This is a genomic window from Micromonospora cremea, from assembly GCF_900143515.1.
In the GTDB taxonomy this organism is placed as follows: domain Bacteria; phylum Actinomycetota; class Actinomycetes; order Mycobacteriales; family Micromonosporaceae; genus Micromonospora; species Micromonospora cremea.
On record NZ_FSQT01000002.1, the window covers coordinates 3278195 to 3292582 of the forward strand.

Below are 14388 nucleotides of genomic sequence, written 5' to 3' on the forward strand. Positions count from 1 at the left end.
GGTGCAGCAGGTTCAGCGGCGGTTGTAGCGGTACATGGTCAGCGTGCCGAAGACGACCACGAACCCGGCACTCCACACCAGCAACCACATCGTGCTGGACGCGTCCGACGACCCGGCCATCGCGGCGCGGACCGCGGCCACCAGTTGCGTCACCGGGTTGACGTTCACGAACGCCTGGAGCCAGCCGGGCATGGTGCTCGGCTCGACGAAGACGTTGCTCAGGAACGTCAGCGGGAACAGCACCATCATGCTGACGCCCATCACCGACTTCTCGCTTCGCAGGATCAGCCCGAAGAACGTCCACACCCAGGAGAACGCGAACGAGAAGATCACCAGCAGCCCGATCCCGAGGGCGACGCCGCCCACCCCGCCATCGGGCCGGAACCCGAGCGCCAGCCCGACACCGAGGATCACCAGCGCGGCCAGGATGTAGCGCAGCACGTCGCCGAAGATCATGCCGACCAGGGCGGCCGGCCGCCAGACCGGCAACGTCCGGAAGCGGTCGAAGATGCCCTTCTCGATGTCGGTGTTCAGGCCGACGCCGGTGTACATGGTGATCATCACGACGCTGGTCACCATGATGCCGGGCAGGAAGAACTGCAGGTAATCGCGCGGGCTGTCGGCGAGGGCGCCACCGAACAGGTACGTGAACATCAGCACCATGATGATCGGGAACGCGGTCACGTCGAAGAGCTGCTCCGGCACGTGCTTGATCTTCAACATGGCCCGCCAGCCGAACGTCAACGACGCACCCAGCGCGCTCGGCCGGGGCGGTCGGGCACCGGGCGCGAGCACCGTCGCCAGCGCCTCGGCGGACGGGACGTAGACCGACGGCGCCCGTTCGGTCGTGGTGGTGGTGGCGTTGCTCATCGGGCTGCCTCCAACTGGTCGTCCCGCTCGTCGGCGGGCACGGCGGGGTGGTCGGTCAGGGCCAGGAAAACCTCGTCGAGGCTCGGCTGGCCGAGGGAGAAGTCGTCGACGACGATCCCGGCGCGGGCCAGGTCGCCGAGCGCACGGGCGGCCTGCGCGCTGGCGTCGAGGTCACTGCCGGCCTCGCCGACGCGGGCGAGCAACGCGACCGGGTCGGCTTCGAGCTGCACCGGTACGCCGAGTGCCGCCTGCAGCACCTTCTCCGCCTCCGGCCGCTGCGCGGCGTCGCGCAGTCGCAGGTGGACGGTGCCGGACCCGACCGACGACTTCAGCTCGCCCGGGGTGCCCTCCGCGATCACCCGGCCGTGGTCGACGACCGCGATCCGCCCGGCGAGCTGGTCGGCCTCGTCCAGGTACTGCGTGGTCAGCAGCACCGTCGTGCCGTGTGCCACCACGGCCCGGACGATCTCCCACACCTGATTGCGGCTGCGCGGGTCCAGGCCGGTCGTCGGTTCGTCGAGGAAGAGCAGGTCCGGGGTGTTGAGGATGCTGGCGGCGATGTCGATGCGCCGCCGCATCCCACCGGAGTACTTCTTCACCTGGCGGTCGCTCGCGTCGGTCAGACCGAACGCGGCGAGCAGGGCCGCCGCGCGCTCGCGGGCGGCCGGCTTGCGCAGGCCGAGCAGGCGGGCGAGGAGCACCAGGTTCTCCGTGCCGGTCAGGTCCTCGTCGACCGAGGCGTACTGGCCGGTGAGGCTGACCCGGCCGCGGACCGCGTCGGCCTCGGTCACGACGTCGTGCCCGAAGACCCGTGCCGTGCCGCCGTCGGGCCGCAGCAGCGTCGCGAGCACCCGCACGGCGGTGGTCTTGCCCGCCCCGTTCGGCCCGAGCAGGCCGTAGACGGTGCCGGCGGGCACCTGAAGGTCGATGCCGGCCAGCGCCCGGGTGTCCCCGAACGAGCGGGTGAGCCCCTCGGCCTCGATGGCCAGGCCGGTGGTGCGTCTACTCATGATCCTTACCTTTCGTCGGACGTGTTCAGGAGGCGTCGTGTTCAGGAGGCGTACGGCCGGGCGGCGCGGCCGTCGCGCAACGCCAGACCCCACCAGCGGAGCTGATCGAGCAGGACGCGGGCGTCCCGGCGCAGCTCGTCGGTGCAGGGCGGCGTCGGCTCACCGGCGAGCAGGTCGATGCCGACGACGTCGCGCACCGTCATCGCGTGCAGCGCCGTGAAGACGGTGCGCAGCTGGTCGACCGCGTGCAGGCCGGTGGACCGGCAGCCGTACGACACGAAGCCGACCGGCTTGGCCTGCCACTCGTCATACGCGTAGTCGATCGCCTGTTTCAACGGTGCCGGGAAGCTGTGGTTGTACTCAGGGGTGACCACGACGAACGCATCCGCCCGGCCCACCTCGCGGACGAACGCCCGGATGGACGCCGTCGGCTCGGCGGGGTAGCTGGCCGGAAAGTCGTACTCGGTCAAGTCAACGACCGTCACCGCGAGGTCGTCGTGCCGCTCGGCCTGGGAGACGAACCAGCGGGCGACCCGGTCCCCGGCCCGCCCCTCCCGGGTGCTGCCGATGATCACGGCGATCCTGAGCAGCGTCATCGTTTCCCCCTCCCGGCCTCTCGGTCTCACCCATGAGGCGCTAGGAGACGGCTAGCGGCCCGCTAGATCGGATCTAGTGCGGTTTCCACGAAGGTGCACCGGGTGTCCGGTGGTTGGTTGTGGATCCTCGCCTTGTGGGCGAGCGACTCCCCTCCGGATGGTGGGGCGGGCCTGCGCGGGCCAACTGATCCTCGCGCCGCTCGTGGGCGGCGGGGGTCACGTCGGGACCGGCCGGCACCGGGAAGGTGCCGTCCGGCTCGACGGTGCGTGAGCACCTCCGGCAGCACAACGGCTGTCGGGGTGGTGGGTCCGCCGCCCGGGATGCGGGTGGCGATGGTGGCAGCCGCGACCAGGTCACGGTGCCCGGAAAACCGGCAGTGCGGGCAGGACAGGGTCCGCCCACGGGGTTTGGGTACCCGCCGCTGGCAGGCAGGGCAGGTCGAGGACGTGCCACGTTCGTTCACCAGGCGCAGCGTGATGCCGGCCAGGGTGGCCTTGTCGGTGAGGACCTGCAAGAGCCGGCCATCTGCGGGACTGTACAAATAACGGCTGATCGACCGATCAAGGGAGAGACGCCAGATGACGACCGAGATCACCTCTGGGCAGGAGCCGGCCGCGGGGCCGGTGGGTGCGGTCACGGATGAGCAGTTGATTGCGATGCTGGTCGATCGGGCTCGTGGTGAAGGGCTGAAGCTGACCGGTGAGGGTGGGCTGCTGCAGCAGCTCACGAAGCGGGTCCTCGAATCGGCCCTGGACGGTGAGATCACCGACCACGTCGGCTATGACAAGCACGATCCTGCCGGTCGGGGCAGCGGGAACACTCGTAACGGCAGCCGGACCAAGACCGTGCTCACCGACGTCGGGCCGGTCGAGGTTCGGGTCCCTCGCGACGCTGCGGGGACGTTCGAGCCGCAGATCGTGCGCAAGCGGCAGCGGCGCCTGACCGGGGTCGACGACATGGTCCTGTCGTTGTCGGCGAAAGGGCTGACGCACGGGGAGATCGCGGCGCACCTGGCCGAGGTGTATGGCGCCGACGTGTCGAAGCAGACCATCTCCACGATCACGGACAAGGTGATGGACGGGATGGCTGAGTGGCAGAACCGGCCCCTCGACCGCGTCTACCCAGTCGTGTTCATCGATGCTATTAACGTCAAGATCAGGGATGGTCAGGTCGCGAACCGGCCGATCTACCTGGCCATGGCGGTCACCGTCGACGGCCACCGCGACATCCTCGGCATCTGGGCCGGCGACGGCGGCGAGGGCGCCAAGCACTGGCTGCACGTGCTGACCGAGCTGAAGAACCGAGGCGTGGCCGACGTGCTCATGCTCGTCTGCGACGGACTCAAAGGCTTGCCGGAGGCGGTGGAGACGGTCTGGCCCCGCACCATCGTCCAGACCTGTGTGGTGCATCTGCTGCGTAACTCGTTCCGGTATGCGGCCCGGCAGGACTGGGACAAGATCGCCAAGGCGCTCAAGCCGGTCTACACCGCGCCGACCGAGGACGCCGCCACCGAACGGTTCCTCGAGTTCGCCGACGCCTGGGGCAAGAAGTACCCGGCGATCGTGAAGCTGTGGGAGAACGCCTGGGCAGAGTTCGTGCCCTTCCTCGCCTTCGACGTGGAGATCCGCAAGGTCATCTGCAGCACGAACGCGATCGAGAGCGTCAACGCCCGTATCCGCAAGGCCGTCCGCGCCCGCGGGCACTTTCCCAACGAGCAGGCCGCGCTGAAGTGCGTGTACATGGCGTTGATGAGCCTCGACCCGACCGGCGCCGGACGCCGGCGGTGGACCATGCGCTGGAAAGCACCCCTGAACGTCTTCCAGATTGCCTTCGAGGGCCGGCTCACCCTGGCCAACCACTGACCAACTCAACAACCAAGATCAGCCGTTAACTTGACACTCCCTCCTGCGCCGGAAATCCGCCTACAAAATCGGGCGAGTGATTCGAGGATCTCTTCTGCGGTCTTGGTCCAGATGAACGGTCGCGGATCGTTGTTCCAGTCGGTGATCCAGGAGCGGATGTCGGCTTCGAGTGCTTGGACGCTCTTGTGGGTGCCGCGGCGGATCTTCTGGTCGGTGAGGAAACCGAACCAGCGTTCGACCTGGTTGATCCAGGACGAGCCGGTCGGGGTGAAGTGCATGTGGAAGCGTGGGTGTTTCGCGAGCCAGGCCCTGACGGCGGGGGTTTTGTGGGTGCCGTAGTTGTCGCAGACGAGGTGCACGTCGAGGTCGGCCGGGACGGTCTTGTCGATGGTGATCAGGAATTTCTTGAACTCGATCGCGCGGTGCTGGCGGTGCAGTTCGCTGATGACGGTGCCGTCGGCGATGTCGAACGCGGCGAACAGGCTGGTGATGCCGTTGCGGTGGTAGTCGTGGGTTCGCCGTTCGGGCATGCCCGGCATCATCGGCAGGACCGGTTGCGAGCGGTTGAGTGCCTGGATCTGGGATTTCTCGTCCACACAGAGCACGACGGCCCGTTCGGGCGGGTGGTGATAGAGCCCGACGACGTCAACGACTTTTTCGATGAACTGCGGGTCGGTGGACAGCTTGAACGTGTCGGCCCGGTGCGGCTTGAGGCCGAAGTCTCGCCAGATCCGGCCGATCGTCGACTTCGACAGCCCAGACTTCGCGGCCATTGAGGTTCGGGACCAGTGCGTGGCGTTACGCGGTGTCTGCTCAAGGGTGGCGACGACCACCTCTTCGACCTTGTCCAAGGCGATTGACGGGGGCCGGCCGGGACGCTGTTCATCGATCAACCCGTCGAGGCGTTCGACCAGGAACCGACGCCGCCATTTACCCACAGTGGACAGATGAACATCCAGAGCCGTTGCCACATCAGTGTTCGAGGTGCCTTCGGCGCACGCCAGGATGATCCGTGACCGCATCGCGAGAACCTGCGAAGACTTCGCCCGACGCGACCAGCGGGTCAGCGTCGTGCGTTCCTCGTCGGTCAACACCAGCGGCGCGGTAGGGCGCCCGGTCCGTGCCATCACCTCACCCTACACCAACTTATTAGGCGAATTTCCGGCGCAGGGCACTAGCGGGCCGCGACCCGTCAGGCGCATGGGCGGCGGTTCAGGGATTCGGTGTCGGTGGGCTCGGCTTGAATGGGGCCGACGGACAGGGGGCCGGGATGGAACAGGTACGCATCGAGCCGTGGCACGAGGACGACCTCGACCTGCTGCGGCAGCTCAACTCACCGGATACGCGTAAGCACACCGGCGGCCCGGAGACCGACGAGCAGGTGCTCGCCCGGCACGACCGCTACGTGCACTTCGCCGAGGGCGGCGAGGGCTGCATGTTCACTCTGGTGCTGCCGGACGGCGCGCGGGCGGGCAGCGTCGGCTACTGGGCTCGGGAGTGGCGCGAGGAGCCGGTGTACGAGATGGGCTGGGCGGTGCTGCCGGCGTACCGGGGGCAGGGGCTGGCCACCGCCGCGGTGCGCGCGGTCGTCGACGTGGCCCGCGCCCGGCGGACCCGCCGCTACGCGCACGCCTACCCCTCGGTCGACAACCCGGCCTCGAACGCGGTCTGCCGCAAGGCCGGCTTCACGCTGCTGGGCGAGACGGGTTTCGAGTACCCGCCGGGGCAGATGATGCGGGCGAACGACTGGCAGCTTGACCTGACCGCCCCACCGGCGGAGGGCTGACGCCGGCGGGGCGGTCACCGCGAAGGCGCGGTCACCAGGTGGTGTCGAGGCGGTGCCGCTGCTCGGCGGTCAACTCCAGGTCCACCGCCGCCAGGCTCTCCTCCAGTTGGGCGACCGAGGAGGCGCCCACCAGCGGGATCGACGGCAGGTCGCCGCCCAGCAACCAGGCGAGCACCACCTGGTTGACCGTCGCACCGGTCTCACCGGCCACCTCGCGCAGCGCGGCCAGCCGGCGCGGCGCGCTCGGCAGGTCGTACGCCGCGCTGAGCGGCTTGTCCGCCCGGGTGAAGGCACCCTTGAGCAGCGGCGAGTACGCCACCAGGGTCAGCTCCGGCTCGGCGCGCAGGTAGCTGAGCAGGTCGCCGCTGACGCCGCCCGGCTCGCCGTCCGGGTCCAGCGCGCTGGCCAGGTCGGTCCGGTTCGGCAGGTAGCTGCGGTGGTACTGGAGCACCTCGTACCCCGGCAGGCCGGCGGCGGCGGCCAGCGCGCGGGCCCGCTCGACCCGCCAGGCCCGGTGGTTGCTCGCCCCCAGCAGGCCCACCGTCCCCTCGGCGACCAGCTCGGCGAAGCCTTCCACGGTCTCCGCCAGCGGCACCGTGCGGTCCTCGATGTGCGCGTAGAGCAGGTCCAGCCGCTGCACGCCGAGCCGGTCCCGGCTGCGCTCCGCCGACTCGCGGATCACCTTGGCGGACAGGCCCTCGGCGTTGTCCAGGTAGCTGGTCCCCGGGGCCAGCGGGCGGGCGCCCAGCTTGGTGGCGATGACGATCTCGGCGCCGACGCCCCGGCTGCGCCGCCACCGGCCGAGCAGCTCCTCGCTCTGCCCGCCCTGGCTGCCGTCCACCCAGAACGCGTAGTTGTCCGACGTGTCGATGAAGGTGCCGCCGGCCTCGACGTACCGGTCGAGGATCGCGTACGAGGTGGCCTCGTCGGTGGCGCTGCCGAACAGCATCGCGCCGAGGCTGAGCACGCTGACCTCGCGCCGGGTCGCCGGGTCGGTGCCGATCGTGCGGTACCGCATGGTGGTTCTCCTCTCGTGCGCCCTACCGGTGGGCGCCCGCGTGCCACCCTGCCGGCTGGAGCGCACTCCAGGTCAAGTGTTCACCAGGGCAGCACCCCGTATCCGCCGCCGGCGTCCATCTGGAAGCCCCAGAGCAGCCCGCTCGGTCCGTCCGCCGGCAGTGTCGCCAGGTGCACGCTCACCTCGGCGCCCTGCTCGGGGGTGCGGAAGCCGTTGTTGCCGTTGAGGTCGGTGGCGCAGTAGCCGGGGTTGGCCGCGTTTACCTTGATCGGGGTGTCCCGCAGCTCCTTGGCGTACATCGCGGTGAGCATGTTCAGCGCCGACTTCGACGACGGGTACGGCACCGAGGTCAACGCGAACAGCGCGCCGGCCGGGTCGGTCATCACGGCGATCGAGCCGACTTCGCTGGAGACGTTGACGATCCGGGCCGCTGGCGCGCGGCGCAGCAGCGGCAGCAGCGCGTTGGTCACCGCCACCACCCCGAACACGTTCGTCTCGTACACCCGGCGCAGCGTCGCCACGGTGGTGTCGCTGGGCAGCGCCCGCGCGCCGTCGCCGAGCGCGATGCCGGCGTTGTTGACCAGCACGTCCAGCCGGCCGTACTCCTGCTCGACCAGCTTCGCGGCGGCCTCCACCGATTCGGCGTCGGTGACGTCCAGCGGCACGAACCGGGCGTCCGCGCTGCCGGCGCGCAGCTTGTCCTGCGCTGCCCGGCCCCGCTCGGCGTCGCGGGCGCCCACCAGCACCGTCATGCCCCGCGCGCCGAGCTGTTCGGCGGTGGCCAGTCCGATTCCCTTGTTGGCCCCGGTGATCAGGGCGATCGTGTTTGTCATGCCGTCGAGCCTGCCTCCGTCGGCGGTGTCGGGGGAGGGACGGGCCGAGGCTGGGATCGGTGGTACCACCTTCGCCGGCTCCGGCGGGGGCATGCTGGAGGCATGACGAGCAGCGGCCTGCGCCGTGACGAACTGGCGGCGTTCCTGCGCGCCCGCCGCGCCCGGCTGCGCCCCGCCGAGGTCGGGCTCCCCGAGGGCGAACGCCGACGCATCCCCGGGCTGCGCCGGCAGGAGGTGGCCCAGCTCGCCGGGATGTCGATCGACTACTACATCCGGCTGGAGCAGGGCCGCGGGCCGCACCCGTCGCGGCAGGTGCTCGCCGCGATGGCCCGGGCGCTGCTGCTCAGCCGGGACGAGCGCGAGTATCTGTTCCGGATCGCCGGGGAGAATCCGCTGCCGGCCGGCGGGCCGAGCCGGGAGGTGACCCCGGGGCTGCGGCACCTGATCGACGCGATGACCGAGACTCCGGCGTACCTCGTCGACGCCGCGTATCAGGTGCTGGCCTGGAACCGGCTGGCCACGTACTTCATGGGCGACCTCTCGGCCGTGCCGGACGCGGACCGCAACATGATCCGCTGGACCTTCCGGCGTCCGGTGACCGACAGCCACTGGAGCGACGCCGAGACCATCTGCTTCGTGCGCAGCACCGTGGCGGACCTGCGGGCCGCCTACGGCCGTTACCCGGCCGACCCGGCGATCCGCGAGCTGGTTACCGAGCTGCTCGGCACCTCGCCCCGGTTCGCTCGGCTCTGGGCGGAGCACGATGTCGAGGAGCGCCGCCCCATCGTCAAGCGGGTGCCGCACCCGGAGTTGGGGTCGTTGGAGTTCGAGTGCCGGGTGCTGCACGTGCCGGAGACCGACCAGCGGATGATCGTCTACGTCGCCGAGCCCGGCTCGCCCACTCAGGCGGTGTTCCGCCGGCTCGCCGAGCGCGTCGCGCCCTGACCTGCCCGGCAGCCGACCAGCTCGTCCCCGTGGTCGGACCGCCGGTAGAGCACGCTGTGCCGCTCGCGGGTGCGCACCACCAGGCCGGAGCGCAGCAGCACTCCCAGGTGGTAGGAGACGGTGGCCGGGGCCAACTGGTGCCGCGCGCTGAGCTGCCCGGTGGAGCGGGGCACGTCCAGGTCCGCCAGGATCGCCGCGCGGCTCGCACCGACCAGGTCACCGAGCCGGCCCGCCCGGCGCTGGTCCGCCGGCCCGGCGCCGATCGGGTAGACCAGCACGGCGTTGCCCTCGTCGCAGAGCTGGGTGGACACCTGGGGCCAGGCCAGCGCCGACGGCGCGAGCACCAGCTCCGCGCCGGTCAGCGCCGTGGTGATCCGGTACGAGCTGTCGATGGTCAGCGACCTGCCGGTCCAGCCGACCTTCGGGTGCAGGCCGTTCAGCATGCTGCCCACCCCGGCGGTGGCCATCGCGGTGGCCCGCACGGCCAGTTCGGCCTCCAGCGTGGCCCGCACCGCCGGCCACTGCTCGGCGAGCGCGGTCTGCCAGAAGTGCCGCAGCCCGTCGGTGACCCGCCGGGCGAGGGTGCCGTCCTCGACCGCCGCGCGGACCCGCGTCGGCGTCGCGTCCGTCGGGAACCGCTCGTTCACCTGCGTCGCCACCTCGTTGGCCGGGGTCGCCGCCATGGCCGCCAACTGCTGCTCGAAGATCGCGTCGAGCGGGCCCCGCGGCGGTTTCGGCGTGAGCAGGTCCGGCGTGTAGCCGACTCGGCCGGGCGGGGTCACCAGCTCCGCGACCAGGGCCACGTCGGGGTGCCGCAGCGCGGCGCGGGCGGCCGGACCGGGATCGCCGTGCACCGGATGCCCGAACCGCGAGAGGGCGGCCCGCAGCCAGGACGTCACCTCCCAGGCCGGCGAGATCGCCAACCGGAGCCGGGCGAGGCTCGGGCCGTCCAGATGCGCGACCATCACAGCGCGGATCGTACAAGCGGTGGCATCGATGTGCCGTCCGCATTCGAGCTGGTTCGAATCACTGGCCGGCGACTCGGCGGGCCGGGTTGGCTGCGGTGGCACAACCACTCGTTCGAAGGAGAACCCGATGCGCCCACCCGCCTTCGCCCGTCCCGCCGGCCGGCTCGGCCGCACGATCGCCCTGCTCGGGCTCACCGCCGGCCTGCTGGCCGCCGCTCCCGCCGCGGTGTCGGCCGCCACGCCCGGTCGGGGCGACACCCCAACCGGGGACGCGGCGGCCCGCGGCTGCGAGCGGGCCTTCGACCGCGCCGTCCGGGCGTACGTGGAGACCACCGCCCGGCGCGACCTGGACGGCTTCGCCGCGCTGCTGCACCCCGAGGTCACCTCCGTCTTCGCCTCCGACGGGGAGGTGCTCGACGGCAAACGGGCCACCGTGGACTGGCTGCGCGGGTTCTTCGCCGACGACTCGTGGACCCAGTCGTTCAGGGTGGCCAAGCAGACCGTGGTGGGCTGCCGGACCGGGTTCGTGCTGTTCGACTCCGTCTACGCGGTGCCGGCCACCGGCACCAGGGTGCCGCTGCTGATCGGGGTCAGCTACACGTACCAGCACGGCCGGTGGCTGGTGCTGCAGAACCAGGACTCCGTGGGCCGGATCTGACCACGGAGGCTGGCGAGGGGTCGCCAGCCGGGGGGAGGGGCGGGCGCGCCAGCAGCGGCGCCCGCCCCGCGGCAGCGTTCAGACGGCCTTGTCGAAGGCGGCCACCGCCAGCGGCGCGATCTTCGCGATCAGCGCGGTGCCGGCCGCCAGGTCACCGTCGCTGGCCGAGGCGTCCACCTCCATGACGAAGTTGCCGCGCACCAGGATCAGCGTGCACTGGTGCCGGGTCGCCTTTCCCTTCAGCCGCTCGCAGAAGGTGATCACGTCGGGGCCGTTCGGCACCGGCGGGGGCGACGGCCGCACGATCGTCGACGTGCGCCCGTCGTCGGGCACCTCGTACTCCTTGCACGTCGACAGGACCGACCGCAGCTCGTCGGCGAGCTTGCGGCCGGGCACCTTCAGGTAGCCGACCACGTACTGCCGGATCCACACGCTCTCGCCGTCCCAGAGCCGCTCCCGGTAGGCGGTGCGTTTGATGTCCGACGGCAGGCTCGCCCTGCACAGGGAGATCAGCTTCCACGCCTCGGTGTTCTCGTCGGTGTACTGGGCGGTCTCCGGGTGGAACTTCGCGTCCAGGTTCAGCATCGCTGCGGTGACCCGGCTGCGGACCTCGGCGGTGGAGGTTGGCGCCGGACGCGGCTTCGGCGGGGTCGGCGAGGCCGACACCGACGGCGCGGACCAGCGGGGAGCCTCGGCGGCCTGGCTCGGCGCGCAGGCCGCCGAGCCGAGCAGGAGCAACGACAGCGGAAGCAGGATGGTACGGCGGAGCGACATCGCCGGGGGCGGTCCTTTCACGCGAAAAAGGGGGGCCCGACCGGGCCCCCCTTTTCAGTGGCGTCGTCGCCGGCCGTCGCGTTACGCCGGCAGGTACGCGAAGGTGTCCGGGTTCGGGCCCTGCCGACCGGCCTCGCCCTTGTCCAGCGTGGTGATCCGTTCCATCGCCGTGTCGTCCAGCTCGAAGTCGAAGATCCGGGTGTTCTCCTCGATCCGCTTCGGGGTGGTCGACTTCGGGAAGATGATGTCGCCGCGCTGCACGTGCCAGCGCAGCACCACCTGAGCCGGGGTCCGGCCGAGCTGCTCGGCGATGTCGACCACCGTCGGGTCGCCCAGCACCTTGCCCTGCGCGATCGGCGACCACGCCTCGGTGAGGATGTTGTGCTCCCGGCCGTAGGCGCGGACCTCCTCGTTGCCGAAGTACGGGTGCGCCTCGATCTGGTTGACCGCCGGCACCACGTCCGCCTCGGCGGCCAGCCGCTGCAGGTGCGACACCTGGAAGTTCGACACGCCGATCGAGCGGGCCCGGCCGTCGCGCTGGAACTCCTGCAGCACCTTCCAGGTGGAGACGTAGTCGCCGTCGTACAGGGTCGGCAGCGGCCAGTGGATCAGGAACAGGTCGATGTAGTCCATCTTCAGCGCCGCCAGCGTCGAGTCGAACGCCTTGCGGGCGTCGTCCGGGCGGTGAAAGGCGTTGTTCAGCTTGCTGGTCACGTAGACCGCGTCCCGGTCCAGGCCGGAGACCCGTACGGCCTCGCCCACCTCGGCCTCGTTGCCGTACATCTCCGCGGTGTCGATGTGCCGGTAGCCCACCTCCAGCGCCTTGGTCACCGCCTCGACGGTGTCCTTCGGCTCGATCTGGAACACCCCGAAGCCGAGCTGCGGAATGGTCGTGCCGTCGTTCAGGCTGATGTCGGGAATCGTGTTGGCCACTGCGGCTCCTTCGCGTCTTCGTCCGAGGCACCCGGGCGCGGGATCACGTCCACGCGTGCCACCTGTTATCCCTACCCGAGCGGGAGGTGGATTCACCGGCGTTCTCAGGGTGACGAGCGCAACGTGGACCCGCTCACCCGGTCGTGTCGAAGAGCACCGGCCAGGGGCGGGCCGCGGGCACCGACGGGGTTCCCGGCGCGGGCGGCGCGGGTTCGGCGCCGGCCAGCACCTCGGCGGCGAGCTGCCCGAACATCGGCGCCGCCGGGTGCGCCGCCCGGTCCGGCCAGGTCGCCGAGGTGCGCTTCGCCAGCGGCGCGTCGGCGATCGGCCGCCAGGCGATCCGGGGCTCTCGGCGGGCCACCGTCGCCGGCTCGACGGCCACCGCGCCACCGGCCAGCACCAGGCCGAAGAGGAACTCCGGGTTGCGCGCCGGCCGGACCCGCGCCGGCCGCCAGCCGTGCCGGCGGCACACGTCCAGCAGGTGGTCGTGCCAGCCCGGCGCGGTGGCCCGGGGCGCGGCCACCAGGTCGAGGCCGGCCAGCGCGGCGAGCGTCACCTCCCGGTCGCGGGCCAGCGGTGAGGTGCGCGGCAGCAGCACCCCCAGCGGTACGTCGACCGGGGCGCCGAAGCGCAGCCCGTCCGCCGCCACCGGGTGGTGCACCAGCCCTACGTCCAGGTTCCGTTCGGTGAGCATCCGCACCTGCTCGCTGCTGGTCAGCTCGTGCAGCTCCACGTCCAGTCCGGGCGCCCGGGCGGTGAGCGCGTCCAGCAGCAGGCGCAGTGTCACCGCTGGCGTCTCCGGTGGCACCCCGGCCCGCAGGATGCCCAGCTCACCCGCGCGGACCTGCCCCATCAGGTTGCGTAGCCGGCCCTCGCCGGCGAGCAGCTCCTCCGCCTCGCCGAGCAGCAGCTCACCGGCGGTGGTGAGCCTCACCTGGCGGCGGGACCGGTCGAACAGCTCGACCGTCAGCTCCCGCTCCAACCGTTGGATGGACTGGCTCAGCGGCGGCTGGGCCATCCCGAGCAGCTCCGCGGCCCGGCCGAAGTGCAGCTCATGGGCGACCACCACGAAGTGCCGCAGGTGTCGGAGCAGGTCCACGGCCGGACCCTACGCCAGCGCCGGCATCGTGCTGCTGGATACCGTGCCGGGGTGGACGTGGGGGAGCGCATCGAGGCCATCTTCGCCGGCGCCGGGGTGACCGGCAGCCTGCACGTCGTCGACCTGGACGCCGGGCACCTGACCGTCGGGGCCGCCGGCGACCCGGCGGGCGGCGGCCGGGAGGTCGGGGTGCGGGCCGACGAGCAGGTGGTGATCGCCTCGATCTTCAAGATCCTGCTGGTGCTGGAGTTCGCCCGGCAGGTCGTCGCCGGTCAGCTGGACCCGACCGAGCGGATCCTGGTCACCGCCGCCGACCGGCTCGGCGGGTGGGGGCTGGCCGGCTGCACCGACGACGCCGAGGTGTCGCTGCGCGACCTCGCGTACTTCGCCATGTCGGTCAGCGACAACACCGCCGCCGACCTGCTGCTGCGCCGGGTCGGCCCGGACCTGCTGCCGATGCTCGCCGCCGAGCTGGGGCTGACCCGCACCCGCGTCCTGGGCGGCCCCCGGGACCTGGTCGAGGCGATGCTCGCCGACGTGGGCGCGCGGACCGAGGCGGAGTTCGCCCGGATCTTCCCCACCCTGCCGGACGACCGGGTCTGGGCGATGCGGGTCTTCGACCCGTCGCGCACCACGTCCAGCACGGCCCGGGAGATCACCCGGCTGCTCACGCTGATCTGGCGGGACGAGGCCGGGCCGGCGGAGGCCTGCGCGATGGTCCGCACCTGGATGGCCCGGCAGATCTTCTGGACCCGGCTGGCCGCCGGGTTCCCGCCCGGCGTGCGGGTGTCCGGCAAGACCGGCACCCTGCCCGGCCTGCACCTGGAGGCCGGCGTCGCCGAGTACCCCGACGGTGGCCGGTACGCCATCGCCGTCTTCGCCCGCGCCGACCGGCTGGCCCCGCGCCGGATCGACGTGGACGTGGCGATGGGGCACGCCGCCCGAACGGCCGTCGAGGCGCTGCGCGGCGACTGAATTTTTCGCCCGTCCGAGCCTTGGCACACCGTCGCTGAGCCGGCCCGATATGCGGGTCGG

Annotated in this window: 16 protein-coding genes; 5 read left to right on the plus strand and 11 right to left on the minus strand. The window is 71.4% G+C overall.

The window, feature by feature from the left end; all coding sequences use genetic code 11:
* Positions 1 to 12 precede the first annotated feature (12 nt).
* From BUS84_RS28840 to BUS84_RS41365, 4 genes are all read right to left on the minus strand, one after another.
* Positions 13 to 870 (minus strand): ABC transporter permease, encoded by an 858-nt coding sequence (locus BUS84_RS28840; protein WP_074317275.1) that lies wholly within the window; start codon positions 868 to 870, stop codon positions 13 to 15.
* Positions 867 to 1880, minus strand: coding sequence for an ATP-binding cassette domain-containing protein (locus BUS84_RS28845; protein WP_074317276.1), 1014 nt, complete (start codon positions 1878 to 1880; stop codon positions 867 to 869). The genes BUS84_RS28840 and BUS84_RS28845 overlap by 4 nt, the downstream gene beginning before the upstream one ends.
* A gap of 41 nt (positions 1881 to 1921) precedes the next feature.
* Positions 1922 to 2476 (minus strand): NADPH-dependent FMN reductase, encoded by a 555-nt coding sequence (locus tag BUS84_RS28850; protein ID WP_074317278.1) that lies wholly within the window; start codon positions 2474 to 2476, stop codon positions 1922 to 1924.
* A 62-nt stretch (positions 2477 to 2538) separates the two neighbouring features.
* Positions 2539 to 3243 (minus strand): zinc ribbon domain-containing protein, encoded by a 705-nt coding sequence (locus tag BUS84_RS41365; RefSeq protein ID WP_425293470.1) that lies wholly within the window; start codon positions 3241 to 3243, stop codon positions 2539 to 2541.
* Here BUS84_RS41365 and BUS84_RS28860 point away from each other — a divergent pair.
* Positions 3134 to 4339, plus strand: coding sequence for an IS256 family transposase (locus tag BUS84_RS28860; protein WP_244298909.1), 1206 nt, complete (start codon positions 3134 to 3136; stop codon positions 4337 to 4339). The two genes, BUS84_RS41365 and BUS84_RS28860, sit on opposite strands and share 110 nt — an antisense overlap.
* Before the next feature lie 5 nt (positions 4340 to 4344).
* Here the strand turns inward: BUS84_RS28860 and BUS84_RS28865 are convergent, their stop codons facing one another.
* Positions 4345 to 5466, minus strand: a complete 1122-nt coding sequence (locus BUS84_RS28865; protein WP_143728552.1) for an IS630 family transposase — start codon at positions 5464 to 5466, stop codon at positions 4345 to 4347.
* Positions 5467 to 5609: 143 nt separating this feature from the next.
* Here BUS84_RS28865 and BUS84_RS28870 point away from each other — a divergent pair, with 143 nt between their 5' ends.
* Positions 5610 to 6125, plus strand: a complete 516-nt coding sequence (locus tag BUS84_RS28870; RefSeq protein ID WP_074317284.1) for a GNAT family N-acetyltransferase — start codon at positions 5610 to 5612, stop codon at positions 6123 to 6125.
* Between the two features lie 31 nt (positions 6126 to 6156).
* Here the strand turns inward: BUS84_RS28870 and BUS84_RS28875 are convergent, their stop codons facing one another.
* Complete coding sequence (locus BUS84_RS28875; protein ID WP_074317286.1) at positions 6157 to 7143, minus strand: aldo/keto reductase; 987 nt, start codon at positions 7141 to 7143, stop codon at positions 6157 to 6159.
* A gap of 80 nt (positions 7144 to 7223) precedes the next feature.
* A complete protein-coding gene (locus BUS84_RS28880) occupies positions 7224 to 7976 on the minus strand; it encodes an SDR family oxidoreductase (RefSeq protein WP_074319190.1) in 753 nt (250 codons plus the stop codon).
* A gap of 102 nt (positions 7977 to 8078) precedes the next feature.
* Here BUS84_RS28880 and BUS84_RS28885 point away from each other — a divergent pair, with 102 nt between their 5' ends.
* Positions 8079 to 8921 (plus strand): helix-turn-helix transcriptional regulator, encoded by an 843-nt coding sequence (locus tag BUS84_RS28885; RefSeq protein WP_074317287.1) that lies wholly within the window; start codon positions 8079 to 8081, stop codon positions 8919 to 8921.
* On the opposite strand, the gene BUS84_RS28890 is transcribed toward BUS84_RS28885, so the two are convergent.
* Positions 8879 to 9886, minus strand: coding sequence for an ArsR/SmtB family transcription factor (locus BUS84_RS28890; protein ID WP_074317288.1), 1008 nt, complete (start codon positions 9884 to 9886; stop codon positions 8879 to 8881). The two genes, BUS84_RS28885 and BUS84_RS28890, sit on opposite strands and share 43 nt — an antisense overlap.
* 130 nt (positions 9887 to 10016) lie before the next feature.
* Here BUS84_RS28890 and BUS84_RS28895 point away from each other — a divergent pair, with 130 nt between their 5' ends.
* A complete protein-coding gene (locus BUS84_RS28895) occupies positions 10017 to 10547 on the plus strand; it encodes a nuclear transport factor 2 family protein (protein WP_074317290.1) in 531 nt (176 codons plus the stop codon).
* A 78-nt stretch (positions 10548 to 10625) separates the two neighbouring features.
* Here the strand turns inward: BUS84_RS28895 and BUS84_RS28900 are convergent, their stop codons facing one another.
* The 3 genes from BUS84_RS28900 to BUS84_RS28910 all read right to left on the minus strand — a co-directional run bounded on the left by BUS84_RS28900 (position 10626) and on the right by BUS84_RS28910 (position 13353).
* On the minus strand, positions 10626 to 11321 hold the full coding sequence (locus BUS84_RS28900) for a hypothetical protein (RefSeq protein ID WP_074317291.1): 696 nt from the start codon (positions 11319 to 11321) through the stop codon (positions 10626 to 10628).
* Positions 11322 to 11402: 81 nt separating this feature from the next.
* Complete coding sequence (locus BUS84_RS28905) at positions 11403 to 12254, minus strand: aldo/keto reductase (protein ID WP_074317293.1); 852 nt, start codon at positions 12252 to 12254, stop codon at positions 11403 to 11405.
* A gap of 133 nt (positions 12255 to 12387) precedes the next feature.
* Positions 12388 to 13353 (minus strand): LysR family transcriptional regulator, encoded by a 966-nt coding sequence (locus BUS84_RS28910; RefSeq protein ID WP_074317294.1) that lies wholly within the window; start codon positions 13351 to 13353, stop codon positions 12388 to 12390.
* 51 nt (positions 13354 to 13404) lie between these two features.
* Between BUS84_RS28910 and BUS84_RS28915 the strand changes: the two genes are divergently transcribed.
* Positions 13405 to 14328 (plus strand): serine hydrolase, encoded by a 924-nt coding sequence (locus tag BUS84_RS28915; RefSeq protein WP_074317295.1) that lies wholly within the window; start codon positions 13405 to 13407, stop codon positions 14326 to 14328.
* Positions 14329 to 14388 lie beyond the last annotated feature (60 nt).